The organism is Streptomyces griseiscabiei (assembly GCF_020010925.1).
Classification (GTDB): Bacteria; Actinomycetota; Actinomycetes; order Streptomycetales; family Streptomycetaceae; genus Streptomyces; species Streptomyces griseiscabiei.
Window position 1 is genome coordinate 217,287 of sequence record NZ_JAGJBZ010000002.1, and the last position, 26,651, is coordinate 243,937.

General features: G+C 72.4%; 18 protein-coding genes. 10 read left to right on the forward strand and 8 right to left on the reverse strand.

The window, feature by feature from the left end:
- Window positions 1-193: 193 nt before the first annotated feature.
- Window positions 194-2,698 (reverse strand): DEAD/DEAH box helicase, encoded by a 2,505-nt coding sequence (locus J8M51_RS18555; RefSeq protein WP_267299321.1) that lies wholly within the window; start codon window positions 2,696-2,698, stop codon window positions 194-196.
- 536 nt (window positions 2,699-3,234) lie between these two features.
- On the opposite strand from J8M51_RS18555, the gene J8M51_RS18560 reads away from it, so the two are divergent.
- On the forward strand, window positions 3,235-4,005 hold the full coding sequence (locus J8M51_RS18560) for a ferritin-like fold-containing protein (protein ID WP_086752268.1): 771 nt from the start codon (window positions 3,235-3,237) through the stop codon (window positions 4,003-4,005).
- Window positions 4,006-4,145: 140 nt separating this feature from the next.
- On the opposite strand, the gene J8M51_RS18565 is transcribed toward J8M51_RS18560, so the two are convergent.
- The 4 genes from J8M51_RS18565 to J8M51_RS18580 form a co-directional block, all read right to left on the reverse strand.
- Window positions 4,146-4,418, reverse strand: coding sequence for a hypothetical protein (locus tag J8M51_RS18565; RefSeq protein ID WP_086752266.1), 273 nt, complete (start codon window positions 4,416-4,418; stop codon window positions 4,146-4,148).
- 248 nt (window positions 4,419-4,666) lie between these two features.
- Window positions 4,667-4,894 carry a DUF3107 domain-containing protein gene (locus tag J8M51_RS18570; RefSeq protein WP_045559085.1) on the reverse strand — a complete coding sequence of 76 codons (228 nt, stop codon included), beginning with the start codon at window positions 4,892-4,894 and terminating at the stop codon, window positions 4,667-4,669.
- A gap of 170 nt (window positions 4,895-5,064) precedes the next feature.
- Window positions 5,065-5,706, reverse strand: coding sequence for a TetR/AcrR family transcriptional regulator (locus J8M51_RS18575; protein ID WP_086752265.1), 642 nt, complete (start codon window positions 5,704-5,706; stop codon window positions 5,065-5,067).
- Between the two features lie 200 nt (window positions 5,707-5,906).
- Window positions 5,907-6,125, reverse strand: coding sequence for a hypothetical protein (locus J8M51_RS18580; RefSeq protein WP_086752263.1), 219 nt, complete (start codon window positions 6,123-6,125; stop codon window positions 5,907-5,909).
- Window positions 6,126-6,463: 338 nt separating this feature from the next.
- Here J8M51_RS18580 and J8M51_RS18585 point away from each other — a divergent pair, with 338 nt between their 5' ends.
- From J8M51_RS18585 to moeZ, 7 genes are all read left to right on the forward strand, one after another.
- On the forward strand, window positions 6,464-7,717 hold the full coding sequence (locus tag J8M51_RS18585; protein WP_086752262.1) for an alpha/beta fold hydrolase: 1,254 nt from the start codon (window positions 6,464-6,466) through the stop codon (window positions 7,715-7,717).
- 8 nt (window positions 7,718-7,725) lie between these two features.
- Entirely contained in the window at window positions 7,726-9,447 is a 1,722-nt protein-coding gene (locus tag J8M51_RS18590; protein ID WP_179202874.1) for a DUF3152 domain-containing protein, read from the forward strand.
- Between the two features lie 190 nt (window positions 9,448-9,637).
- Entirely contained in the window at window positions 9,638-11,719 is a 2,082-nt protein-coding gene (locus J8M51_RS18595; protein ID WP_086752274.1) for a DUF3492 domain-containing protein, read from the forward strand.
- A complete protein-coding gene (locus J8M51_RS18600; protein WP_256964034.1) occupies window positions 11,716-12,948 on the forward strand; it encodes a hypothetical protein in 1,233 nt (410 codons plus the stop codon). The genes J8M51_RS18595 and J8M51_RS18600 overlap by 4 nt, the downstream gene beginning before the upstream one ends.
- A 192-nt stretch (window positions 12,949-13,140) precedes the next feature.
- Entirely contained in the window at window positions 13,141-14,100 is a 960-nt protein-coding gene (locus J8M51_RS18605; protein WP_086752258.1) for an NAD-dependent epimerase/dehydratase family protein, read from the forward strand.
- The gene (locus tag J8M51_RS18610) at window positions 14,088-14,837 is read left to right on the forward strand and encodes a spherulation-specific family 4 protein (protein WP_086752256.1); all 750 of its coding nucleotides are present in this window, start codon (window positions 14,088-14,090) and stop codon (window positions 14,835-14,837) included. Before J8M51_RS18605 ends, J8M51_RS18610 begins: the two co-directional genes overlap by 13 nt.
- 63 nt (window positions 14,838-14,900) lie before the next feature.
- Window positions 14,901-16,079, forward strand: coding sequence for an adenylyltransferase/sulfurtransferase MoeZ (gene moeZ, locus J8M51_RS18615; RefSeq protein WP_086752254.1), 1,179 nt, complete (start codon window positions 14,901-14,903; stop codon window positions 16,077-16,079).
- Between the two features lie 92 nt (window positions 16,080-16,171).
- Here the strand turns inward: moeZ and J8M51_RS18620 are convergent, their stop codons facing one another.
- The 3 genes from J8M51_RS18620 to J8M51_RS18630 form a co-directional block, all read right to left on the reverse strand.
- Window positions 16,172-17,719, reverse strand: a complete 1,548-nt coding sequence (locus J8M51_RS18620; protein ID WP_086752252.1) for an alpha/beta hydrolase — start codon at window positions 17,717-17,719, stop codon at window positions 16,172-16,174.
- A 117-nt stretch (window positions 17,720-17,836) separates the two neighbouring features.
- Window positions 17,837-19,387 (reverse strand): alpha/beta hydrolase, encoded by a 1,551-nt coding sequence (locus J8M51_RS18625; RefSeq protein WP_086752250.1) that lies wholly within the window; start codon window positions 19,385-19,387, stop codon window positions 17,837-17,839.
- Between the two features lie 166 nt (window positions 19,388-19,553).
- The gene (locus tag J8M51_RS18630) at window positions 19,554-22,361 is read right to left on the reverse strand and encodes a lysylphosphatidylglycerol synthase transmembrane domain-containing protein (protein ID WP_179202873.1); all 2,808 of its coding nucleotides are present in this window, start codon (window positions 22,359-22,361) and stop codon (window positions 19,554-19,556) included.
- A 185-nt stretch (window positions 22,362-22,546) separates the two neighbouring features.
- Here J8M51_RS18630 and J8M51_RS18635 point away from each other — a divergent pair, with 185 nt between their 5' ends.
- Both J8M51_RS18635 and J8M51_RS18640 read left to right on the forward strand, forming a co-directional pair.
- The gene (locus tag J8M51_RS18635; RefSeq protein ID WP_236067771.1) at window positions 22,547-22,912 is read left to right on the forward strand and encodes an MGMT family protein; all 366 of its coding nucleotides are present in this window, start codon (window positions 22,547-22,549) and stop codon (window positions 22,910-22,912) included.
- A gap of 326 nt (window positions 22,913-23,238) precedes the next feature.
- Window positions 23,239-26,619, forward strand: a complete 3,381-nt coding sequence (locus J8M51_RS18640) for an ATP-dependent helicase (RefSeq protein ID WP_086752247.1) — start codon at window positions 23,239-23,241, stop codon at window positions 26,617-26,619.
- Window positions 26,620-26,651: the final 32 nt, after the last annotated feature.

Consider the following 26,651-nt stretch of genomic DNA (forward strand, 5'->3'; position numbering starts at 1 on the left):
CGGGGAATTTCGTGACCAGCCCCCACCGAACCCGCACATACCCACCACCCCCGCGCGGAGCGCGAAGAGGGGGTCGAAGGGGCGCAGCCCCTGGGGAGGGACGGGTAGGGGCGGCGGGGGCGAGAAACCCCCTGCCAACGCCGAAGGCCCGGCCCCCCGAAGGGAAACCGGACCTTTACTCGGCAGAATCGCCTCAGCCCTCCGTGCCCTCCACGGCAGCCACAGCCTTCCGCGTCCGCCGCCGAGGCGCCGGAGCCTCAGCCCCACCGTCCTCCACGACAGCCGCAACCGCGGCCTTCCGCGTCCGCCGCGGCTTCGTGGCCTGCTCCTCCGTCGGCTGAGCCGGAACCCCGGCCTCGGCCGGAGCCGCGGCCTTCCGGGTGCGCCGGCGGGGCTTGGCGGCCTCGGCGGTGTCTACGTCCTCGACAACGGCTTCGGTGGCCTTGCGGGTCCGACGTCGTGGCTTGGCCGGTGCCTCTTCGGCGACGGCTTCCTCGACCACGGTCTCGACGGGCGCGGCCTCGACGGGCGCCGCGGCCTTGCGCGTACGCCGACGCGGCTTGGCCGGTGCCTCTTCGGCGACGGCCTTGGCACCCGCTTCCTCAGCCGTGTCGACCGCGACCTCGGCGGCAGGCGCCACGGCGGCGGCCTTCCGCGTCCGCCGGCGAGGCGCGACCGCGGCCTCCTCGGCGACAGCCTCGACCACGACCTCGGCCGGAGCCGCGGCGGCCTTCCGGGTGCGCCGGCGGGGCTTGGCGGCCTCGGCGGTGTCCACGGCGGTCTCGGTGCTGTCCACGGCCTCGACCACGGCTTCGGCGGCCTTGCGGGTCCGGCGCCGGGGCTTGGCCGGTGCCTCTTCGGCGACGGCTTCCTCGACCACGGTCTCGACGGGCGCGGCCTCGACGGGCGCCGCGACCTTGCGCGTACGCCGACGCGGCTTGGCCGCGGCCTCGGCGACCGGCTCGGCGCCGACCGTGCCCTCGGCCGTGTCGACCGCGGCTTCCGCGCTCGGCGCGACCTCGGCGACGGCGGCGGACTCAACGGCCTCCACCGACTTGCGGGTCCGACGACGACGCGGCTTGGCCGCCTCCTCGACCGACTCGGCAGGCGCATCCACCGGCGCGCTCGTGGGCGTACCCGAGACGCTCTCGACCACGGCCTCGGCCCGCGCGGCCGGCGTGCTCTCCACTGCCTCCACCGTCTCGACCGCGGCCTCGGCGCCGGGGTTCACCCCGGCGCGGGTACGACGGCGACGGCGCGGCGTACGGGACTCGGACTCGGCGGAGTCGGTGCCCGACGGCTGCGCGGAGGGCGCGGACGCCGACGGCTCGGTGACCGCCGCGGCCTCGGGGGAGACCCCGTCGAGCGTGGCCCCACCGCGCGTACGGCGGCGCCTGCGCGGCGTACGCGCCGGGCGCTCACGCTCGCGCTCGGCGGTCGAGGGGCCGGAGGAACCACTGCCACCGCCACTGCCGCGACCGCCGCGCCCGCGCGGACCGCGCCCGCCCGGCTCGCCGAGGTCTTCCAGCTCCTCCGCGTCCAGCCCGGCCCGGGTGCGCTCGGAGCGCGGCAGGACACCCTTCGTGCCCGCCGGGATGCTCAGCTCCTCGAACAGGTGCGGGGACGTGGAGTACGTCTCCGGCGGGTCGTTGAACCCGAGGTCCAGCGCCTTGTTGATGAGCTGCCAGCGCGGGATGTCGTCCCAGTCGACGAGGGTGATCGCGATGCCCTTGGCACCCGCGCGGCCCGTACGGCCGATGCGGTGCAGGTACGTCTTCTCGTCCTCGGGGGACTGGTAGTTGATGACGTGGGTGACACCCTCGACGTCGATGCCGCGGGCCGCGACGTCGGTGCAGACGAGGACGTCCACCTTGCCGTTGCGGAAGGCGCGCAGCGCCTGCTCGCGGGCGCCCTGGCCGAGGTCGCCGTGGACCGCGCCGGAGGCGAAGCCCCGCTGCTTGAGCTGGTCGGCGAGGTCGGCGGCCGTGCGCTTGGTGCGGCAGAAGACCATGGCCAGTCCCCGGCCGTCGGCCTGCAGTATGCGCGCGACCAGCTCGGGCTTGTCCATGTTGTGCGCGCGGTAGATGTGCTGCGAGGTGTTGCGGACCGTCGCGCCCTCGTCGTCCGGGGCCGTGGCGCGGATGTGCGTCGGCTGGGACATGTAGCGGCGGGCGAGACCGATGACCGCGCCCGGCATGGTCGCCGAGAACAGCATCGTCTGGCGGCGGGCCGGAAGCATGTTGATGATCTTCTCGACGTCGGGCAGGAAGCCCAGGTCGAGCATCTCGTCGGCCTCGTCGAGCACCAGGCACTTGACGTGCTTCAGGTTCAGCTTCTTCTGGCCCGCGAGGTCGAGGAGCCGCCCGGGGGTGCCGATGACGACGTCCACGCCCTTCTTGAGGGCCTCGACCTGGGGCTCGTAGGCCCGGCCGCCGTAGATCGCGGTGACGCGGACGTTGCGTACCTTGCCGGCGGTCAGCAGGTCGTTGGTGACCTGGGTGCACAACTCGCGCGTCGGGACGACGACGAGCGCCTGCGGCGAGTCGACGAGGTCCTCGGGCTTGGCGCGGCCGGCCTCGACGTCGGCGGGGACGACGACGCGCTCGAGGAGCGGGAGGCCGAAGCCCAGCGTCTTGCCGGTGCCGGTCTTGGCCTGGCCGATGACGTCGGTGCCGGTGAGGGCGACCGGGAGCGTCATCTCCTGGATGGGGAAGGGGTTGATGATGCCGACGGCCTCAAGCGCCTCGGCGGTCTCGGGAAAGATTCCGAGATCTCGGAAAGTCGTAGTCAGGGTGCTGCCTCTTCTGTGTACGCGGTGTGAGGCGAGCGCGGGGGTCGTGTCGGACCGTGCCGGGGGACGTCGGCCGCCTCACGGGCGGGCCGTGTGGCACGGGACCACTGCCGACGCTCTAGCGCTCATACCGCTGAGGGGTTCCCTCCGGACGCCGTACGCGATGTGCCGTACGGAAAAGGAGGGCTGTCGGGTCGGAGCCGATCGGGCCACCGACCGGGCATCCTCATGCGTGCGGCCTGTCGAGATACGGTCGAGCGATCGAACTACGTCCGAACTATGTCGACGTACCAGCAGGCGCATTACCACCATACCCCGGAATCGCGCATATGCGATGGCCGATTTGGTCACGTAGTCGTCGTCACATCGAATCACGCGCCGAATCGTGCGCTGGGGGCGCACTGCGTGACCAGGCCCTTCCGCGTTGCGCGAAGCGGGCTATTGTGCGCTTCATGACCACGTCTGACAAGCCTGAGAACGCCACCGGCGGCGAGTCCGCCGCCGACACCGCCGAGGTCACCGGGATCGCCGCCCAGGACTGGGCCCGCGCCTCCGCCGACCCGCAGTACCGCGCGGCGGTGGTGGATCTGCTGGGGGCGCTGGCGTACGGGGAACTGGCGGCGTTCGAACGGCTCGCGGAGGACGCGAAGCTGGCGCCGACCCTCGTCGACAAGGCGGAGCTGGCGAAGATGGCGGCGGCCGAGTTCCACCACTTCGAGAGGCTCGCCGGGCGGCTCACCGAGATCGGTGAGGAACCGACGCGGGCCATGGAGCCGTTCGTCGACGCGCTCGACGGCTTCCACCGGCAGACCGCGCCGTCGGACTGGCTGGAGGGGCTCGTCAAGGCCTACGTCGGCGACTCGATCGCCAGTGACTTCTACCGCGAGGTCGCGGCGCACCTCGACTCGGACACCCGCGGGCTCGTGCTCGCCGTGCTCGACGACACGGGGCACGCCGGGTTCGCGGTGGAGAAGGTGCGCGCCGCGATCGACGAGGACCCGCGGGTGGGGGGCCGACTGGCGCTGTGGGCACGGCGGTTGATGGGCGAGGCGCTGTCGCAGTCGCAGCGGGTGGTGGCCGACCGGGACGCCCTGTCCACGATGCTCGTCGGAGGTGTCGCCGACGGTTTCGATCTGGCCGAGGTGGGGCGGATGTTCTCGCGGATCACCGAGGCACACACCAAGCGGATGGCCGCGCTGGGCCTGGCGGCCTGAGCCGGGGCTTCGCGGACACCGCCTACGGCCGGTCGCCGTGGGACGAACCGCGATCGGGCGGGCGCGGGCTTCGGTGTGGCTGGTCGCGCCGTTCCCCGCGACCCTCGACGGACGGCTTCGCCGCCGTCGGAGGGCCTTCCTCAGGCCGTCGCGGAGCTGCTGCGTCGAAATCGCTCCGTCGGGCGCAGGAGCAGGGACAGGGAGGCCGCGGCGACGATCAGCGCGCCGACGAGGATCAGCAGGTAGTTCCCGGAGCCCAGTGCCGTGTGGGTCAGGAAGGCGCCGAAGAGGCCGCCCGCGGTGCCGGTCGGGAGCACCAGGGTGCGCGTCGGCAGGCGGTGCGGCAGGCGGTAGGCCGCGGCACAGGCCAGGGCGAAGCCGAGGAGTGCGGATCCGAGTGCTTCCAAGAACATGATCGGGTTCCCTCCCGCACGGCCTGGCCTGGGCAAATCGGTCGTAGGCGGTACTACCCGCGAGTCAAGGAACGCAATCATCGTCTGTGCATGAGATGTGGTGGCTCTGTGCGCTTCGGGACCCGGCGGCCCTTGCGGGCGACGAGGAGCTGACAGGGGACGGGCAGGGAGCGGGCATACGGAGGGGCCCGGTGGTCTCACACCACCGGGCCCCTCCGTACACCTCGTGTGCCTTCGACCACCGCTGACTACAGCGCGCTGAAGCCCACCTTGCGGACGGTCGGCTCGCCGATGTCGATGTAGGCGAGACGGTCGGCCGGGATCAGCACCTTGCGGCCGTGCTCGTCCGTGAGGCTCAGCAGCGCCGACTTGCCGGTCAGCGCCTCGGCAACGGCACGCTCGACCTCCTCGGCACTCTGACCGCTCTCCAGAACGATCTCGCGGGGCGCGTGCTGCACGCCGATCTTGACCTCCACGGCTATGTCCCTCCGACGGTCAGTGAAATGCGCGGGCTTCCGCGCCGTACGCAGCACACATTAGCCCGGTGAGGGGACGTACACGCTCCGCATGAGAACGCCAGGAGCGAACAGCGGCCGGGAACAAATCCTCCGACCAGCGATCGGCGCCGCGGTCGGGTGCCGATCGGTCAGTGCTGGTCGATACCGTGCAGGGGGAAGCCGGCGATACCGCGCCAGGCCAGCGAGGCCAGCAGCTGGACCGCCTGTTCGCGCGGGACGCTGCGGTCGCTGTGCAGCCAGGACCGCGCCACCACCTGGGAGAGACCGCCCAGGCCGGAGGCGAGAAGCATCGACTCCGGGCGCGAGAGACCGGTGTCCTCCGCGATCACGTCGCAGATGGCCTCGGCGCACTCGTTGGTGACCTTGTCGACGCGCTCGCGCACGGCGGGCTCGTTCGTCAGGTCCGACTCGAAGACCAGCCGGAAGGCGCCGCCCTCGTCCTCGACGTACGCGAAGTAGGCGTCCATCGTGGCCCGCACACGCTGCTTGTTGTCGGTCGTCGACGCGAGGGCGCTGCGCACGGCCTGGATGAGGGACTCGCAGTGCTGGTCCAGCAGGGCCAGATACAGGTCGAGCTTGCCGGGAAAGTGCTGGTAGAGCACCGGCTTGCTGACTCCGGCGCGTTCGGCGATGTCGTCCATCGCGGCCGAGTGGTAGCCCTGGGCCACGAAGACTTCCTGGGCGGCGCCCAGCAACTGGTTCCGTCGGGCTCGGCGCGGCAGGCGTGTGCCCCGCGGGCGCGCCGCCTCTGTCTGCTCGATGGCTGTCACGCCGCCTCCCAAAATCGTCCACATGCGGTGAGCGCCGCGCCGCCATCGTACTTTTCGGTAACCCGGGTGTGCGCGGTGCGAGCGCAGAATTTCACGGACCGGACGCCGGGGAAAGTGCCGCGGACCCTGTCAAACAGGGGCATGGCGGGCAGAAGGAAGCCCTTTCTCGTCACCGGTCGTCGTCCCAGGTGAGGCTCGGGTTATCGGTAGTCGTCCTCGTCCAGGGAGACCACCCGGGCCTGTTCCGCCAGGTCCGCCTCGTTGGCGGCGTCCGGGTCGGCCTCGGTCAAGGGGTCGTCCCTGTTCCGGGCGATGTCGGTGTGCTGCTCGGCGGCATCGGCCTCGGGGGCCTCGACGTCGTCGAACTCCACGGAGTCCTCCTCGGCGAAGGTGTCGGGGTCGGACGGGTCAACGGCCATCGTGGGTTCCCCTTCCTGGTGCTGCCCCGATGCCGCCGGTTCCTCGCCCGGCGGTGCGGGGCCCCCGTACGGGTTCCCTCTCCATGGGCCCGGATGCCCTGTGCGCGAGCCTGGATTCCCTGCTTACGAGCCTAGGAGACGGGCGATCGCGGCGCTACGCGGTCCGCGTGCTCCGCGGTGCTCCGCCGTGGTCCGGTGTGCTCCGCCGTGGTCCGGCGCGGCCCGGCGGTGGCGGCTCTCCTCGTCTCCGGCGTCCCGTGCCGGATGGCCGATTTACTCCCTGGTCTGTGACGGCGAACACATGAGCCACTGCGTGATCGTCTCGTAACATTGCCCGCATGTCTTCGACCGAGCTGCCGTCCCTGCTGACCGCCACCGCGTCGCCGAAGGCGAGTGCCGTGCGCGTGGCGCCCGGTGAGCGGCTGAGGTCGGTCCGGCTGCCGGGGATCACCCTGTCGGTACGGTCGAGACCGCCGGCGCGCGAGGGGCTGCCGCCCGCCCTGTACGTGCACGGCCTGGGCGGTTCCTCGCAGAACTGGTCGGCGCTGATGCCCCTGCTCGACGAACTCGTGGACGGCGAGGCGCTCGACCTCCCCGGCTTCGGCGACTCGCCGCCCCCGGACGACGGCAACTACTCCGTCACCGGCCACGCGCGCGCGGTCATCCGCCACCTCGACGCGGCCGGGCGCGGCCCCGTGCACCTCTTCGGCAACTCCCTCGGCGGCGCCATCACGACCCGTGTCGCCGCGCTCCGCCCCGACCTCGTCCGCACCCTGACCCTCGTCTCGCCCGCCCTGCCGGAACTCTTCGTGCAGCGGACCGCCGTGCCGACCGGGATGCTCGCCCTGCCCGGCGTGTCGGCGCTCTTCACCCGTTTCACCAAGGGCTGGAGCGCCGAGCAGCGGGTGCGGGGCGTCATGGCGCTCTGTTACGGCGACCCCGGCCGCGTCACGGACGAAGGCTTCCGCAACGCCGTCGAGGAGATGGAGCGGCGCCTTCAACTGCCGTACATGTGGGACGCGTTGACGCGGTCCGCCCGGGGGCTCGTGGACGCGTACACGCTGGGTGGCCAGCACTCGCTCTGGCGTCAGGCCGAGCGAGTCCTCGCCCCGACCCTTCTCGTCTACGGCCGCCGCGACCAGCTCGTCGGCTATCGCATGGCCCAGCGCGCGGCCCGCTCCTTCCGTGACTCCCGCCTCGTCTCCCTGCCGGACGCGGGGCACGTGGCGATGATGGAATATCCGGAGGCGGTCGCCGCCGCGTTTCGTGAACTGCTCGCGGATTCCCAGCAGTCGGGCGCGGCGGCGGTGGACGGCGCGATGATGGGTTCGGTGCCGGGCGAATGGCGTCCGGGCGTGGATTCGCCTTCGGGCGGGGTGAGTTCGAGCGGTGGTGCTGGTGTTGGTGCGGGCGCCGTGGCTTCGGGGTCGGGGTCGCGCGTGACTTCGGGCTCGGATTCGGGCTCGGGCTCGGCTTCGGTCGGGAGCTTGAGTGAGGGTGGGGCGTTGGGCGGCGACGGTTCGGCCGGTGCCGACGTCGCCGGATCGACTGCCGAAGGGCCTCCATCGGGCTCTCCCGGCGTGGGGAGCTGAGGCGCGGCGTGGGACGGCACAGCCGCAAGGGGCGGGCGCCGAAAGGCGACACCAACGACATGAGGACGGCCCGGACGGCTACATCCGCCGGGCCGGACGCGCGCGGACCGGCGGCGCCGCGCGGGCCGGAGGCCCAGGGCTTTCCGGGGGCCCAGAGCGCGGGCGGACCGGTGGTGCCGGGCGCCAGGCGCGGCGCCGCGGCTCCGGCGGGTCCGCCGGGAGCGTGGTCGCCGGGCGGTGCCCCGCCGCCTCGCGGGTACGACGGCGCTCCCGGCCAGGGGGCGCCGCGGTTCACCGGGGGCGCGCCCGGGCAGCAGGGTCCGCGCCCTCCTGACGGCACCCCCGCGCACGGCTTTCCTCGTCTGCCCGACGGCACGCCGGCGCATGGGATGCCGCGATTCGCCGACGGCACTCCGGCGCACGGTTTTCCCCGGCTCCCCGACGACACCTCGGCTCGTGGCTTTCCGCCGAGCCGGGGTGGGCATCCCGAGCAGCGTGAAGCGGGCGGTGGCTGGGGGCACTTGGGTGGTGGTGGGCGCCGGACGGGTGCCGGACACGGCGTGGCGCAAGGGGCTCCCGAGGGGGCCCCGTATGGTGTGCCGGGCGAGGCGCCACCCCCCGGCGCCCCGTACGGCGAGCCTCCGGAGCGCTCCGGTCGCCGCATCCCCATTCCCCGGCAGCGGCAGGAGGCCATGCCCCCCGGTGGCCCCCGCCAGGCATACCTGGACGCCTTCGACGAGGTCGACGACGTCCACGCTCCCGGCCGCACCCACCGTGCCGCGCCGGGTGCCGACGCCGACGGCAGGGCCGAGGCGGCTTTCGAGGAGCAGCCGTCGCGGGAGACGCCTCTGCGGCGGAAGCGGTCCGCCGGAGAGCCTCCGGGCGACGGGTCCGCGGCCGTGGGGACGGCGAAGGGCGGCAAGGGTCGCGCGTTCGCCGGGATCGCCGCCGCCGCGGTCACGACCGTGCTGGTGGTCGTCGCGGTCGGCCGGATGGCCGGCGGGGACGACAGCACGGCCCCGCAGCCGCAGGCCGCCGACGCCGGCGAACGCGATGTGCGCGACGCCTCGCGCAGCGACAACCGGCCCACGCCGTCCACCTCGCCGAGTCCGGGCACGAGCGCGACCCCGCTGTCGTACGACCAGAAGATGGGCCAGAAGTACGCGCTCGCCGCCGACCTGGAGGGCGACGGGAAGTTCGAGGCGGTCAAGGGCTTCGACAAGGCGCCGGGGGCGGGGCAGAAGTACCGCTACCGGGTCGATGTGGAGGAAGGGCTCGGGCTGGACGCCGGGTTGTTCGCGGATGCCGTGCAGAAGACGCTGAACGACGACCGGAGTTGGGCCCACAACGGCGGTCGTACGTTCGAGCGGATCTCGTCGGGGACACCCGACTTCGTGATCACGCTGGCCAGTCCGGGCACCACGGCGTTCTGGTGCGCCAAGTCGGGGCTCGACACGACCGTGGACAACGTGTCCTGCGACTCGGCCTCCACCGAGCGCGTGATGATCAACGCGTACCGCTGGGCCCAGGGCGCGGAGACCTACGGCGATCAGATCCATGCCTACCGGCAGATGCTGATCAACCACGAGATCGGTCACCGTCTCCGCTACGACCATGTGACCTGCGACAAGAATGGCGAGCTCGCACCCGTCATGCAGCAGCAGAGCAAGTTCCTGACGTACAAGGGGATCACCTGCAAGGCCAACCCTTGGCCCTACCCCGGCAGTTGACGGGCCGTGATCGCGTGATCCCTTAGCGCGACAAAACGCGTCCCGCTAGCGAAAGTTACGACCGTTCACCCCTTTTGGTGGCGCGATGGACAACCGTCCGTCGCGCCACCGCCTTGTCCGCATACGTTCGTCCCGCTGCGAGCCGCCGGGTGAACGGCGGCTCCTCAAACGGGAGATCGGGGGTGCACGCGTGCGCATCGGACTGCTTACGGAGGGTGGCTATCCGTATGTGAGCGGTGACGCCAGGCTCTGGTGCGACCGACTCGTACGCGGGCTGGAGCGACACGAGTTCGACATCTATGCGCTCAGCCGGAGCGAGCGGCAGGAGGACGAGGGCTGGATCCCGCTGCCGGCGCAGGTCAGCCGGGTCCGCACCGCTCCGCTCTGGACGGCCGAGGACGACGGGGTCGTGCTGGGCCGCCGGGCGCGAAGGCGCTTCGCCGAGGCGTACGGCGAACTGGTGGCGGCGATGTGTTCGGGGCGCGCGGGCGCGGCCGGGACCGATGGCTGGGCCGGCGGTGGTACCGGCGTTGGCACCGGCGGCGGTGCTGATGGTGGTGCTGATGGCGGGGCCGGTGCGGCGGGAGAGGCCTCCCGCGGTGCGGCCGACGCTGAGGCGGACCGTTTCGGCAACGCGCTGTACGGGCTCGCGGAACTCGCGCGCGACGAGGGCGGGCTGGTCGGCGTACTGCGCTCCGAGGCAGCCGTGCGCACCCTGGAGCGCGCCTGTCGTGCGCCGGGCGCGGTGCGAGGGGCGCGAGAGGCCCGTGTACCGGATCTGCTGACGGTCGCCTCGCACCTCGAACGCGCCCTGCGCCCCCTCTCCCTCGACTGGTACGAGGACGACGGGCTCGGCTCGGTCGACCTGTGCCACGCGGCGGCGGGTGGCTCGGCCGCACTGCCCGGACTGCTGGCCCGGCACTTCCACGGGGTGCCGCTGCTGGTCACCGAGTACGGCGTGCCGCTGCGGGCGCACTACCTCGGAGCCTCGGGGGAGGCGCCGGTGCGCGCCCTGCTCGCGGCCTTCCACCGGCGGCTGACCGCCGAGGTCTACCGGCAGGCCGCCTGTCTCACCCCCGGCAACACCCATGCCCGGCGCTGGCAGGAGCGCTGCGGCGCCGATCGCTCCCGGATCCGGACCGTGTACCCCGGCATGGACGCCGCCCGGTTCGCTGAGGTCGGCGAGTCGGCGGAGTGCGCGGATCCGCACACGCTGGTGTGGGTCGGCCGCATCGAGCCCGCCAAGGACCTGATCTCGCTGCTGCACGCCTTCGCCGAGATCCGCCGGGCGGAACCGAAGGCGCGGCTCCGGATCGTCGGGGCGGCGTCGGGGGCCGAGGCCGTCGCCTATCTGGGCCACTGCAGAGCGCTGGCCGCGCAGCTCTTCCCCGACGAGGCGGACGGTGTCCACGCGGTCGGCGACAACCCCGTCTCCTTCGAGGAGATCGGCGACCCGGCCGTCCCCGACCTGGCCGAGGCGTATGCGGCGGGCGCGGTGGTCGTGCTCTCCAGCGTCGTCGAGGGCTTCCCGATCAGCCTGGTGGAGGCCATGTTCTGCGCCCGGCCGACGGTCTCCACCGACGTGGGCGCCGTCGTGGAGGTCATCGGTGGCACCGGACTGGTCGTACCGCCGCGCAATCCGCGGGCGCTCGCCGAAGCGTGCGTGGCACTCCTGAGAGAACCCGAGCGCCGCGCACGCCTGGGCGCGGCCGCCCGCGCGCGAGCCCTCGAACTCTTCACGGTGGAACAGAACGTCGAGGCATTTCGTGGCATCTATCTCGAAGTTGTCTCCCACGCCCCGGTGCGCAAGGTCGTCCTCGACGACACCGGCGAACCACTGCCCTTCGGAGCCCCCGCCGAGGCCCATGTCCCCGGCCGGTGGACCGATTCCCGCCTGCTGACGGGAGGCCTGGGCGTCGCCGGGATCGCGGGGGTCGCCGGTGTGACAGGAGTAGCGGGCGTGGCCGGCGTGGCGGCTGCGCCCGGTGCGGGGGCCGTCGGCAGGCCGCGCTGGGCCGTCGGGGCGCCTGTGCGGGCGACGGTGCCGCTCCGGGCCCCGGCGTCGGCATCGGGTTCGTCGGCGCCGGGTTCGGGGCCGGCGCCCGACACGGCTCCGGCGGCGCCCTCCGCCCCGGTCGCGCCGTCCGCTCCGGGTTCGGCTTCGGCGCCCGCCCCCGCGTCGGTCTCCGTCCCGGAGCCCGTGTGCGTCGCGGAGGGATCCGCGGGCGCGGCGGCCGGGGAACCGGTTCCCGCGGGAGAGGGGGCGCGATGAGTGAGCTCCGGTTGGACGGGCTGGACGAACTGGACGGGTACGACGGCTTCGACGGGACCGATCGCCCGGCCGTCCTGGACCGCTCGGACACGGTCGCCCCACCCGACCCCACTGCCCGGCCCGACGCCGACAGCCCCGCCCCGGCCGGGCCCAAGGCCTCTCCCCGTCGCGGTGCCGTGGACCCGGTGAAGGCACTGATGCACCGGCACCGGGAGCTGTGCGAACGGGCGGTGGATCCCTTGGAGATCGCCGCAGGACTGGAAGCGCACGGAGTGACCGACCGTACGGCCGCCCGCTTCCGGCACCGGGACGTGTTCTCCCTCGCCGAGGAGATGTACGCGCGCGTGTCGCGTGACGGGGACGAATCCACCGAGCGTCAGCCGGTGCCGAGCGCGCCCGGCGCAGGCCGGGGCTGGGCCGTGCTCGCCCTCCTGCCGGGCGCCGTGTGCGCGGCGGCCGTCGTCGGCGTACGCCTCACCGACGGCCGGCCCCGTCTCATGGCCGCCGCCCTCGGCGCCCTCGCGGTGGCGCTCTGTCTCCGTGTGGCCCTCGACCGGGGCCCCCTGCGCCTCCCGTCGGACACGGCGGGCCGCACCCGGATCTGGACCTGCTGGCTGATCGCGTACGCCCTCCTCGGTGACGGTCTGCTCGCCGCCGGTCTCGACGGAGGCCCCCACGGCCTCTGGCCCTTGGCCGTCGCGCCCGTCCTCGCCCTCTCCCTGTCCTGCGCCCCCGCCGTCTGGTGCGCCCATCTCCTCTCCGTACGCGCTCGCCGCAGACTCGCCGCCAGCCGGGGCCTCGCCGAGTTCGCCGACTCCGTGAAGCCCCTGATCCTCGGTGTGTTCGCACTCCATCTGTGCGCGCTGGGCGCCCTGCTCGCGCTGTGCGGCGCCCTCCTGGACGAACCCACCGGGTACGCCGGCGCGGGCGCCCTGGGCGCGCTCCTCCTGCTCGCCCGTCTCCTCGCCGTCCATGGGTTCGCCCAGGCCCCGGCCGTCGCCCTCCGTACCGCCGCCGTGGCCGAGGCACTCGCGCTGGGCACCGTCCTCGCGAGTCGCCTGCCCGGCTGTTCCTTCCTGGCCGTCCCCGTCGAGGCCGTCGCCGACGCCTGGGGGCCCGGGGCCGTCCCCGCCCTCGTGTGCGGTACCGCCGCGCTCGCCCTGCTCGTCCACGCCACCCGCACGCTGACCCGGGCCTCGGCCCACGCCCCGCCTTCCGGGGCCACCTGACCCACCTCGGGCCGCGCACGGCCGAACACCGTGTGCCGCCCGGCCCGACCGATGCGCGGGACCTCCGTCCCGGGCGTCACCTCCCGCGGGGCCGACACCGCGGGCCCACCTCATCACCCACGGCACCACCCCATAAGGAGAACTCCAGATGATCACCTCCCGAACCGGAGAACCCGCCCCGGGAGCCGCCCGATGAGGGTCCTGCTGATCGGAGCCAACGGCTACCTCGGCCGCTTCGTCGCCGAACGCCTGCTCGCCGACCCCGCCGTACAGCTCACCGCGCTCGGCCGCGGCGACGACGCCGACGTACGGTTCGACCTCGCCACCGGCAGCCCTGGCGCGCTCACCCGCTTCCTGGACGCCGTCCACCCGGGTGTCGTCGTCAACTGCGCCGGAGCCACCCGTGGCGGTGCCCGCGAACTCACCCGGCACAACACCGTCGCCGTCGCCACCGTCTGCGAGGCCCTCCGCCGCAGCGGCTGCGGCGCACGCCTGGTGCAGCTCGGCTGCGGCGCCGAATACGGGCCCAGCCAGCCCGGCTCCTCCACCGCCGAGGACGCCGTACCCCGCCCCGGCGGCCCGTACGGCGTGAGCAAGCTCGCCGCCACCGAGCTCGTCCTCGGCTCCGGCCTGGACGCCGTGGTCCTCCGTGTCTTCTCGCCCGCCGGACCCGGCACACCCGCGGGCTCCCCGCTCGGCCGCCTCGCCGAAGCCATGCGCCGCGCCATGCAGTCCGGCGACGGCGAACTCAAACTCGGCGGCCTCGGCGTCCAGCGCGACTTCGTCGACGTACGCGACGTCGCCCGCGCCGTCCACGCCGCCTCGCTCTCCGCCGCCCAGGGCGTGATCAACATCGGCTCCGGCCGAGCCGTGCGCCTCCGCGACGCCGCCGCCGTCCTCGCCCGCGTCGCCGGTTACGGCGGCGCCCTCCACGAGCTCGACGCCCCGCCCGGGCCCCTCAGGCCCACCATCGGCCACCCCCGTCCCGAACCGGACCACGCGGGCCCCGTCTCCTACCCGTACCCGGACGGCTGCGGCAGCTGGCAGCAGGCCGATGTGCGCACCGCCCGCGACCGCCTCGGCTGGCGGCCCCGCATCAATCTGGAGGAGTCCCTCGCGGACATCTGGATGGAGGCGGCGTGCCGTATCTGACCCCCGCCCCGTCCGGCATCGCCAGCACCGGCCTCAGCCTCGGCTTCGGCATCCCCGGCTATGCCCACCCTCTGGTCGCACCCCTCGAATGGGGCGAACTCACCCGCCCCGGCACTCCTCTCCACTGGGTCGTCCTGAACGTCTCCGACGGCCCCGGCAGCCGCCCCGATCCGCACTGCCTGGAAGCCGCCGGACGCCTGCGGAACGCGGGCGTCCGGGTCCTCGGTCACCTGGACACCACCTACGGGGCCCGCCCCCTCTCCGAGATCGCCTCCGACGCCCACCGCTATCTCGACTGGTACCGGGTCGACGGCTTCGTCCTCGACCGCTGCCCCACCGAGCACGGCGCCCTCCCCGAGACCGGCCGCAGGGTCGGCGCACTCCGCGCACTCCTCGGCGGTGGTCATCTCGTCCTCGGCCACGGCACCCACCCGCACCCCGGATATCTGGAGATCGCCGACCAACTGGTCACCTTCTCCGGACCCTGGAGCGACTACCGCTGGTCGCAGGTGGCCGAGTGGACCGCGGATCATCCGCCCGAACGCTTCTGCCACTTCGTCCACGGCGTCCCGCGCGGCCATCTCGACGAGGCGCTGCGCATCGCCCGCTGGCAGGGCGCCGCCACGATCTACTTCACCGACCGCACGGACCGTGGCGGCCGGATCGACCCCTGGGAGACCATGCCCGGCTACTGGGACGACATCGTCTCGCTGGTTGGAACGGGTGTCTCGGAATGAAAAAGGGCGTGGCAGTGTTACGGGAAGAACAACTGTAGTGATTGACCGACCAACGGAGTCCCCGTGTCGCTGCCACCCCTGGTCGAGCCCGCCGGCGAGCTCACCGTAGACGAGGTCCGCAGGTACTCCCGCCACCTGATCATCCCCGACGTGGGCATGGACGGGCAGAAGCGGCTGAAGAACGCCAAGGTGCTGTGTGTGGGCGCCGGTGGCCTGGGCTCGCCGGCGCTGATGTACCTGGCCGCGGCGGGCGTCGGCACGCTCGGCATCGTGGAGTTCGACGAGGTCGACGAGTCGAACCTGCAGCGCCAGATCATCCACAGCCAGGCCGACATCGGCCGCTCCAAGGCCGAGTCCGCGCGCGACTCCGTCCTCGGCATCAACCCGTACGTGAACGTGATCCTCCACGAAGAGCGGCTCGAGGCCGAGAACGTGAAGGAGATCTTCAGCCAGTACGACCTGATCGTCGACGGCACCGACAACTTCGCGACCCGCTACCTCGTCAACGACGCGGCCGTGCTGCTGAACAAGCCGTACGTGTGGGGCTCGATCTACCGCTTCGACGGCCAGGCCTCGGTCTTCTGGGCCGAGCACGGCCCGTGCTACCGCTGCCTCTACCCGGAGCCCCCGCCGCCGGGCATGGTCCCCTCCTGCGCCGAGGGCGGCGTCCTCGGTGTGCTCTGCGCGTCCATCGGCTCCATCCAGGTCAACGAGGCCATCAAGCTCCTCGCGGGCATCGGCGAGCCGCTCGTCGGCCGTCTGATGATCTACGACGCCCTGGAGATGCAGTACCGCCAGGTCAAGGTCCGCAAGGACCCCAACTGCGCGGTCTGCGGCGAGAACCCCACCGTCACCGAGCTCATCGACTACGAGGCCTTCTGCGGCGTCGTCTCCGAGGAGGCCCAGGAGGCGGCCGCCGGCTCGACGATCACTCCCAAGCAGCTCAAGGAGTGGATCGACGACGGCGAGAACATCGAGATCATCGACGTCCGCGAGATCAACGAGTACGAGATCGTCTCCATCCCGGGCGCCAAGCTGATCCCGAAGAACGAGTTCCTCATGGGCACCGCCCTGGAGGCCCTGCCGCAGGACAAGAAGATCGTCCTGCACTGCAAGACGGGTGTCCGCAGTGCGGAAGTCCTCGCGGTCCTGAAGTCGGCCGGTTTCGCCGACGCGGTCCACGTCGGTGGCGGTGTGATCGGCTGGGTCAACCAGATCGAGCCGCACAAGCCGGTCTACTAGACACACGCCTTCCCGAGAGGGGCTCGGCACCACGGGTGCCGGGCCCCTCTCCGCTGCCGTCCGTGCGCGCGCGAGTCGGTGGTGGCCCCTGCCTAGGCGCAGACCTTGCCGTCCTTCGGCGCCGTCCCGTCCAGCAGATACGAGTTCACCGTCGAGTCGACACAGTTGCTGCCGCTGCCGTACGCGCCATGGCCCTCGCCCTTCCAGGTGAGCAACACACCGACGCCCTCGCCCAACTCCCCGGCCATCTTCCGCGCACCCTCGTAGGGTGTCGCCGGGTCCCCGGTGTTGCCCACCACGAGGACGGGCGCCGCTCCGGGGGCGCTCACCTCCGGTGAGTCCGTCAGACCGGGCACCGGCCAGTCGTGGCACCAGCCCGCGGTGTCCCAGCCGAGGTACTCGCCGAAGACGGGCGAGATCTTCCGGAACTCGGGCAGCAGCTTCTTCGTCTCCTCCGGACTCGGCCGCTGCTTCTGGTCCAAGCACGATATGACCCGTTGGGAGTGGGTCGTCGTGCCGTAGCGGCCCGAGGGGTCACGCTCGTTGTATCCGTCGGCCAGCGTGAGCAGTTCGGTTCCGTCGCCGTCCTCGGCCGCGTCGAGCGCACTGGTCAGCGTGGGCCAGCTCTGCTCGCTGTAGAGCGGCAGGACGATACCGGTGGTCGCCAGCGACTGGGTGAGCTTTCGGCCGGACGTCGTCGCCAGCGGTTCGCCGTCGATCCGCTCCAGCAGGTCCGCGATCTTCCGGGTGCCCTTCGCGGGGTCCTGGCCCGTGGACCTCAGATAATTGTCGAGGGCTCGCTGGAAGCCCAGGGTCTGGTTCTTCGCATGGCCCACGGTGTCCGCGGTCGGGTCGACCACCGCGTCCAGGACCAGGCGTCCCACGTTCTCCGGGAACAGGTGGGCGTAGACCCCGCCGAGTTCGGTGCCGTAGGAGATGCCGAAGTACTGCAGCTTCTCGTCGCCGAGGGCCCGGCGCATGAGGTCCATGTCGCGGGCGGTGTCGGTGGTGGAGACATGCGACAGCAGCTTGCCGGCGGCCTTCTCGCAGCCCGCGCCGAAGTCGGACGCGTCCTTGAAGAAGGCCGTCTCCTCCCTCGCGTCGTCCGGTGTGGCGTCCACCGACTCGCCCGCCTGGATCTCCTTGTCGCTGCGGCAGCGCACCCCCTCGCTCCCCGCGACCCCACGCGGGTCCCAGCTCACCAGGTCGTACCGCTCGTGCAGTTCGCTCGTGAGTCCCGCGTACGACGGCATCATGGACACCCCGGAGCCGCCGGGCCCGCCGAAGTTGAACAGGAGCGAGCCGACCCGTTCGTCGGCGTCGCCGGTCGCCTTGCTGCGGATCAGCGCGAGCCCGATCGCCCCGTCGTCCGGGTTCGCGTAGTCCATCGGCACCTTCAGCGTGGCGCACTGCCAGTCGTCTCCCGGTGCCGGGCCCTCGGAAGTCGCCTTGCAGCGAGCCCAGTCGAGCTTCTCGGGCGCCCATGAGGACGGGGCAGAGGAAGAAGATGATGAAGACGAAGAAGCCGAGGGCTTTCCGTCGTCCTTGTCGTCACCGGCCTTGTCGTCCGTGCCGCCACTACAGCCGGCCATCAGCAGCACGGCAGCGGCCAGAGCCGCCCCCCGTGGAAAACGCGCCATGAACACTTCCCCCCTCGCGATACCGCCCGCCGGATGTCCCGAATGGCGGTCATGCCATGGTATGCGGACTGACGGGCAGGCCGAGATGGCCTGTGGATAACGTTCTGACCTGCAAGTTCACGAGCAGATCGTGCCAGACTTCGGTACCTTCCCCGTCAGCAGGTAACCGTCCACGGCCGTCTGGACGCAGGCATTGCCGCTGCCGTACGCGCCATGCCCCTGCCCCTCGTACGTCAGCTCGACGCCGACTCCCTCACCGAGCGCGTCGACCATCTTCCGCGCACCCTCGTACGGCGTGGCCGGGTCGCCGGTGTTGCCGATCACGAGGATCGGCGCCGAGCCCGGGGCGCGTACGTCGGGGTGGTCGGCCGCGCCGGCGACAGCCCAGTCGGTGCAGCTGAGCATGGCCCAGGCGAGCCACGTACCGAAGACGGGGGAGGCCGTCCGGAACTCGGTGAGTCTCGCCTCCACGTCCCCGGTGGTGTAGCGCGGTTTGTCGTCCGCGCAGTTGATGGAGATGTTGGCCGCGGTGATGTTGCTGTACTCGCCGTTCTCGCTGCGCCCGTTCAGCGAGTCGGACAGCAGCATCAGCACGCTGCCGTCGCCGTCGTACGCCTGTTCAAGGCCCTCGGTCAGGTACTGCCAGAGGTCCTGGGAGTACAGGGCCTGGGCGATACCGGCCCTCGCCTCCGACTCGGTCAGGTCGCGGGGGAAGACTCCGCTGATCGGCTTGCGGTCGAGGTCGTCGAGCAGTCTGACGATCCGGTCCTCGACGTCCTGCCGGGTGTCGCCGACCGGACAGTCCTCCACCTTGGACACGCAGTCCTGTGCGTAGTTGTCGAGCGCCCGCTGAAAGCCCTTGGCCTGTCCGAGTGCCCCCTGTTCCGCGTTCTGGGTCGGGTCGACGACGGCGTCGAACACGGCCCGTCCGACGTTCTCCGGGAACAGATGGGCGTAGACGCCGCCGAGTTCGGTGCCGTACGAGAAGCCGAAGTAGTGGAGCCGGTCGTCGCCGAGCACCTGGCGCATGAGGTCCATGTCGCGGGCCGCGTCCGTGGTGCGGACGTGCGGGAGGGTCGCCCCGGAGTTCTCCTCGCAGGCGGAGTTGAACGCCGTCGTGTTGTCGAGGAAGTCCGTCCGCTCGGCCGCGTCGTCCGGGGTTCCGTCCTGCTGGAAGTACTGGTCGAGCTGTTCGTCGTCCTCGCATTCGACTCCGGCGCTGCGGCCGACGCCCCGAGGGTCGAAGCTCACCAGGTCGTAGCGGGTGCGCAGTTTCGCGTAGTCCTCCCCGAAGGAGGGGAGGGTCTTGACGCCCGAGAGGCCGGGGCCGCCGAAGTTGAAGACGAGCGAACCGATGCGCCGGCTCCGGGAGCCGCTGGATCCGGCCCGGATCAGCGCGATGCCGATGGTGTCGCCCTCGGGCTCGTCCCAGTCGAGGGGTGCCTTCATGGTCGCGCACTCCCAGACCTCGCCGTCCGGCAGCGGGGCGGGCGCACTGCCGCCGCCCTGGGACTGGGACGGGGCCTCGCAGGTCTCCCAGCTCAGTTTCTGTGTCGTCAGGTCCCCGTCACCGCCCTTGGCATCGTCGCCGCAGCCGGCCGCCGACAGGGAGAGCAGGAGGGCGACGGCGGTCATGGCGACGGCACGCGGTCGGGGAGAGGTGGGCATGTCCTCCATCCTGGAGGTGCCCGGGACGACGCGCTCGGGGCGCGGTCCGTGCGGGTGAGGCGCGGGAGGTGCCGCCACGCGCGCGTGGACAGGACCCATCCCGGACGGGGACCCACGCGCGCGAGGACGTGCCTGGAGCGCGCCCGCGCGGGACAACCGGACGTGCCTAGAGCGCACCCTTGCGGGACAACTGGTTGAACGCCAGCCACCCCGGCAGCACGGGCAGCCACAGCGTCAGCAGACGGAACAGCAGCACCGCGGGCGCGGCGACCTCCTTGGGGAGCCCGACGGCGATCAGACCCACGGTCAGGGTGGCCTCGACCGCGCCCACACCGCCCGGGGTCGGCGCGGCCGAACCGAGCGCGTTGCCCGCGAGGAAGACGACGGCGACGCTGGCGATGCTGATCGACACGTCCTCGTTGCCGAAGGCGCGGATCGAGGCGTCCAGGCACATCACGAAGCAGCCGGTGAGGAGCAGCATGCCGCCGATACCGGTGACCAGCTTCTGCGGCCGCTGCAGCACGTCGAGCATGCGTGGCACGACACCGGCGAAGAGCGACCGCACGCGCGTGACGACGAACTTGCGCAGGAACGGGATCGACGTCACCACCAGGACCAGCACGGCGACCGTCAACAGGCCCGCGATGACGGTGCGGGACGGAGACAGGGACGGCGTCTTCTCCGTTCCGGTCAGATAGCCGAAGGCGAGCAGCATCAGGATGTGACAGCCGAGCCCGAAGAGCTGCGACGCGCCGACACTCGCCACCGCGAGCCCCGGCCGTACCCCCGCGCGCTGCAGGAAGCGGGTGTTGAGTGCCACACCGCCCACCGCGGCCGGCGCCACGATCTTGACGAACGAGCCGGCGACCTGGGCCCCGATCGTCCGCAGGAACGGCACCCGCTCCGGCACGAAGCCCAGCAGGCTCATGGCCGCCGCGACATAGCTCAGCGCGGAGAAGAACACGGCGGCGGCGACCCAGCCCCACTCGGCGTTCTCGATGAGCGGCCCGAACTCGATGTGGGTGAGCTGGGTCAGCAGGAAGTACGCGCCGATCGCGCCGGCGATGAGACTGATCAGGGTGCGCGGCTTGACCCGCTCCAGCCGGGCCGGTTCGACCGGTGCCTGGGGCCGGATCAGCAGCACCTGGTGGCGGATCTGGGTGAGCAGATCCTCCTCGCGGGCCTCCTCCAGGGCCTCGTCGATCGCCCGTTTCTCGGCCCGCTGCTCGGCCCGTACGGCCTTCTTGTCGGCCTTGCCCGGCTCGGCGGCCTTGCTGTGCTCCTCCGCGCGGGCCTGCTTGGCCAGGTGGGACGCCTCCAGGACCGCCTCGCGCTCGCGTTCGGCGCGCTCCCGGGCCAGCCTGCGCAGGGTCGCGCGCGTGGAGCGCGAGAGGGCGATGGGCTGCAGCATCGGCAGACAGTCGGCCACCGCGTCGGGGCCGAGCACGCTCACCGCCGACGCCACCGAGCGTTCGGCGCCCACACGCAGGCCCAGGGTCGTCAGCAACTGGGACACGTCCATGCGCAGCACCAGATCGCCTGCCGCGATCTCGCCGACGCGCAGATCGGTGAGGATCACCGTGCCGGAACGATCCACCAGAATCGCGTCGCCCACCAGCCGTCGGTGCGCGATCCGCCGCGACTGCAGTGCCTTGACCTGGTGCCAGGTGTCCGACATCAGCTCGTCGGTGACCTCGTCGTCCGCCAGGGAGTCCAGGTTGTGGCCGCCGGTGTGCTCGTAGACGAGCATCACGGCGTCCGGTCCGAGTTCGGAGGTCGCGATCAGTTTGGGCGCGTTGGCTCCGGCCGCGATGGCCGCGTACGCGAGGAGGGCCTCCTGCTCCAGGGCCTGGCGCAGCGACTGGAGGCTGCGGCGCGTGGTGATGCCGCGCAGGGTCAGCCGCCGCCAGACGCGGTAGAAGAAGCCCTGTGCCTGCTGCTCCCGGTCGACGACGGTGACGTCCAGGGGCGGGCCGTCCTCCAGCGTCACGAAGTACCGGCGGCCCCGGTCCCCGCCCTCCGCCGTCTCCGGGATCTCCTCGCGGGCGGCGCTGACCGGCTTGAAGCCCACCCGCCGGAGGCCGGCCATCAGGGTCCGGCCGGTCGGGCGTACGTTCGGGGAGCCGACCGCGTACAGCGTTCCGTAGGCGACGGTCCAGCCGATCAGCACCGTCAGGATGATCGAGAACGGTGTGGTGTAGCCGGTGACCAGCATCGAGAAGGCGTCCAGCAGCAGCACGATCCACAGCACGGCCCGCCAGCGTGGTCTGCGGGACATGCCGACGGCGGTCATGTACGCGATGACCGGCGCGAGATAGCCGTGCACCGGGTCGGTGAGGGCGTGGATGTCACCGGGGGACGGCTGGGTGAGGGCCTCCTGGATCGAGTCCGGGGCGGCCCGGGCGACCCACAGGTCGGTCGCCAGCGTCACCCCGTGCGCCAGGACCGCCGCGAGCACACCGTCGGCGATGCGCAGACCGTCCCGCTTGATCAGCCGTTCGATCGCGAAGGCGACCGGTACGAGCAGGATCGCGATGCTCGATCCCAGGCCGGCGAGCTTGATCAGGAGATCGGGCGCCTGTCCGGTGCCCTTGTTGATGTCCTGTTCGAGTCCGGAGGTGGTGCCATGGGCGAACGCGGCGATCGCCAGCAGGACGATGATCCCGAGGATGCCGACCGACAGCCGCATGAGGTCGGAAGGACGGTGCACGCGCGCGGGGAGCAGGGGTTCGTCGCCCTCGACCTCCTCGGCGTGCGCCTCACCGAGGTCGTCCTCGTCCCGCCCGACCTGATGCTTCTCGTTCTCGTGCGCCATGGGGGAGGCATTTTCGGCCGAGGACGGGGGGGACGGGGTGGTGCCGGAGGCCTTCTTCGAGACGTCGTCGGTGCCCTTGCCTCCCTGGGAGGCGTCCGGGCGCGACGAGGCGTCAGAGGTGCCCGACGCGTCATCGGGCTGCACGCTCTGCTGCTTCATCGTCTCTTCTTGGTCTCGTATCACCGGTCACCGCCCGCACGATGGTGGCATGCCGGGTGGGCACACAGGGGCATCAGGGTGCAATGCGGGGGCGCACAGTCTGCCCGAAGACCGCTCCCTGAGCGAGGGACGCACGCGGCGGCCACCACGTCCCATTGTCGGTGGGGTGGGGCAGGATGGGGCGGATGAGCGAGGAGAGCCTTCCGGCGGATGCCCTGCCGGAGTACGCGGAGCGGGTCCTCGAGGTCGCCGACCTGATCCCGCCGGGACGGGTCATGACATACGGGGACGTTGCCGAATGGCTGGGGGAGGGCGGCCCGCGCCAGGTGGGCCGCGCGATGGCCCTCTACGGGGGCGCGGTCGCGTGGTGGCGGGTCGTCCGCGCGGACGGCGTACTGCTGCCCGGCCACGAACTGAGAGCCCTGGAGCACTACCGCGCGGAGGGCACCCCCCTGCGCGCGGCGAGCCGCAGCGCCGAGGGCCATGTGCCGCGCCTCGACCTGAGGCGGGCGCGCTGGGACGGCGAAGGAGTCGCGGAGAGGCCCACCTGACGGCCTCGGGCACCCCAGGGGCCTCGGTGCGCCCGCCGCGCCGTACGCCGCTGCTCCGTACGGGGGACGAGGGGCACGTCGGTGCCATGCCGTACGTTCGTGGGGCGAGGGACTCACGAGCCGCGCGAGTCGGGAGGGAAGAAGAGGAAGCCCCGCTTCCGTACTGCTGGTCGGCGTAGCGTCGGCTGCGCGTGTCCCTCTCACCCCGCGGCCACCGCCCTCGACGAGTGGTGGGCCTCGCACCCGTCTCCCGACCACCACCCCTCGGCGTCGGCGCACCGCGTCGGCAGTGACATCTCGCACACCCACCAGGACCGGCGAACCACGTGAGCTCCTCTTTCTCCACCAGGCGCCTGTCGCACACCCAGGTGCGACAGGGGAGCCGTGGCGCTTACCGACTGGTGCGTACGCCACCGGCCCGGACGGACCCCCCTCGTCTGGACGCCGAGCAGCGCGGTGTGGTTGACCACGCAAGGGGCCCGCTCCTCGTCCTCGCCGGTCCGGGCACCGGCAAGACGACCACGCTCGTCGAGTCCGTGGCGGCCCGCGTCGCCCGCGGGGCGGACCCCGCGCGCGTGCTGGTCCTGACCTTCAGCCGCAAGGCCGCCGTGGAACTGCGCGACCGCATGGCGCTGCGCATGGGCGCCCCGCGCGCGCCGCAGGCCACGACGTTCCACTCGTTCTGCTACGCACTGGTCCGCTCCCACCAGGACAGTGATCTGTTCGTCGAACCCCTGCGGCTGCTGTCAGGCCCCGAACAGGACGTGGCGGTCCGTGAGCTGCTCGCGGGCCAGCCCGACCTGGAGCGTCTGGGCCTCTCGCATGTGCGCTGGCCGGACGAACTGCGCGCCTGCCTGACCACGCGCGGGTTCGCCGACGAGGTCCGCGCGGTCCTTGCCCGCAGCCGTGAACTGGGCCTGGCCCCCGAGGATCTGCGGGCCTTCGCCGAGCGCATCGGCCGCCCGGACTGGCTCGCGGCCTCCGCCTTCCTCGCCGAGTACCTCGACGTCCTCGATCTGCAGGGAGTGCTCGACTACGCGGAACTGGTCCACCGCGCCGTGCTGCTCGCCGACCGCCCCGGTGCCGCCGAGCGGCTGGCGGCCCAGTACGACGCGGTCTACGTCGACGAGTACCAGGACACGGATCCCGCCCAGGTACGACTGCTGAGGGCCCTCGCGGGCGGCGGCCGCACCCTGGTGGCCTTCGGCGACCCCGACCAGTCGATCTACACCTTCCGGGGCGCCGACGTGAACGGCATCCTCGAGTTCCCGGCGGCCTTCCCGCGCGCGGACGGCCGCCCGGCCCCGGTCGCGGTCCTCAGGAACTCCCGCCGCTCGGGTGCGGACCTGCTGGCCGCCACGCGTCTGCTCACCCAGCGCATGCCGCTCACCCGCCTCCCGGCGGAGAAGGTACGGGCCCACCGCGACCTGAGGCCGGTACGGGTCGGGGGAAGTGTCGAGGTCCACACGTACCCGACGCCGGGCACCGAAGTGGACAACATCGCGGACGTCCTGCGCCGGGCCCATCTGGAGGACGGCGTCCCCTGGGGCGAGATGGCCGTCCTCGTACGCGCCGGCGCCCGCACGATCCCCTCGATCCGCCGCGCCCTCACCGTCGCGGGCGTCCCCCTGGAGATCGACGGCGACGACCTCCCCCTGCGCCACGAGCCGGCCGTACAACCCCTCCTGACGGCACTGCGAGCGGTGGCCCGGGCGGAGCTGGAGGAGGCGGCTCCAGCGCCGCCGACGACGTCCCCGGCACCCTCGACAGAGGACGCCGACGGGTCCCCCGACATGTCTCCCGATGAGGCCGAGCCGCCCGGTACGCGGCCCTCCTGGCTCGACACGGAGACCGCGCTCGACCTGCTCGCCTCCCCTCTCGCGGGCATGGACACCGCCGATCTGCGGCGCCTCGGCCGTGCGCTGCGCGAGGAGGAGCGGGCCGGGGGCAACCCCGTCCCGCCGCCCTCGGACGAACTGCTCGCACGCGCGCTGGCGGAGCCGGAGCGCCTGGTGGCGCACGACCCGGTGTACGCACGGGGCGCGCAGCGCCTCGGCGCGCTGCTGCGCAAGGCCCGCGAACGGCTCGCGGGCGGCGGTACGGCCGAGGAGGCGCTCTGGGAGCTGTGGGACGGCACGCCGTGGCCCAGGCGCCTGGAGCGGGCCGCCCGGCGCGGTGGCACGGCCGGCCGCAACGCCGACCGTGACCTCGACGCCGTCTGCGTGCTGTTCGCCACGGCGGCACGCGCGGAGGAGCGCACCGGCGGCCTCGGCGCCCTCAACTTCCTGGCGGAGATCGAGGCCGAGGACATCGCCGCCGACACGCTCACCGGACGGGCCGTCCGCCCCGACGCCGTACGCCTGATGACCGCGCACCGCTCCAAGGGCCTCCAATGGCGCCTGGTCGTCGTCGCGGGCGTCCAGGAGGGCCTGTGGCCGGACCTGCGCCGGCGCGGCTCGCTCCTGGAGGCCGACCGCATCGGCCGCGACGGGCTCGCCCAACCGCTCACGCCGGGCGCGCTGCTCGCGGAGGAACGCCGGCTGTTCTACGTGGCCACCACACGCGCGCGTGAACGCCTCGTCGTCACCGCCGTGAAGGCCCCGGCCGACGACGGCGACCAGCCCTCCCGCTTCCTCACCGAACTCGGCGTCGAGCCCAAGGACGTCACCGGCCGTCCCCGCCGCCCGCTGTCCGTGGCCGCCCTGGTCGCCGAGCTGCGCGCCACGACGGTGGACCCGCGCGTGTCGGACGGTCTGCGCGAGGCCGCCGCCCAGCGGCTGGCCCGGCTGGCCGCGCTGAGCGACGAGGACGACCGCCCCCTGGTGCCGTCGGCGCACCCGTACCGCTGGTGGGGCATGTACGAGCCCACCGAGAGCAAGGTGCCGCTCAGGAACCGCGACCAGCCCGTCGTGCTGTCCGGCAGTGCCCTCGACCAGCTCGCCAACACCTGCGCCCTGCAGTGGTTCCTGGGCCGCGAGGTGAAGGCCGACGCGCCCGCGACCGCCGCCCAGGGCTTCGGCAACGTCGTCCACGTCCTCGCCGACGAGGTCGCCTCCGGGCGCACCCCCGCCGATCTCGACGTCCTCATGGAACGCCTCGACTCCGTGTGGAACGCGCTCGCCTTCGACGCCCCCTGGAAGTCGGAGCAGGAGAAGCAGCACGCGCGCGTGGCGCTCGAACGCTTCCTGAAGTGGCATGTGATGGACCGCACCGGTCGGGCCCCGGTGGCCAGCGAGCACGACTTCGACGTCACCCTCGAAGCGGGTGACTACGAGGTGCGCATCCGGGGCTCCATGGACCGGGTCGAGGCCGACACCGAGGGCCGTGCGTACGTCGTCGACTTCAAGACGGGCAAGCAGGCCGTGAGTTCCGCCGAGGTGACCCGCCACCCCCAGCTCGCCGTCTACCAGCTCGCCGTCCGTGAGGGAGCCGTCGACGAGCCCTTCGGCGGGGTCCGGCCCGAACCGGGCGGCGCCGAACTCGTCCAGCTGCGCCAGGGCGCCGCCAAGAAGAACGGCGGTGAGACCGTCCCCAAGGTGCAGGCCCAGGAACCCCTGGAGGGGGAATGGGTCGGAGACCTCCTGGCGACGGCCGCGGGCAAGGTCCTGGACGAACGTTTCTCCCCAACCGCCGGACAACACTGTGCACACTGCGCTTTCCGGGCATCGTGCAGCGCGCGCCCCGAGGGGCGTCACGTGGTGGAGTGACCCGGTCCTCGGGACGGCCGGCACGCGCTGTC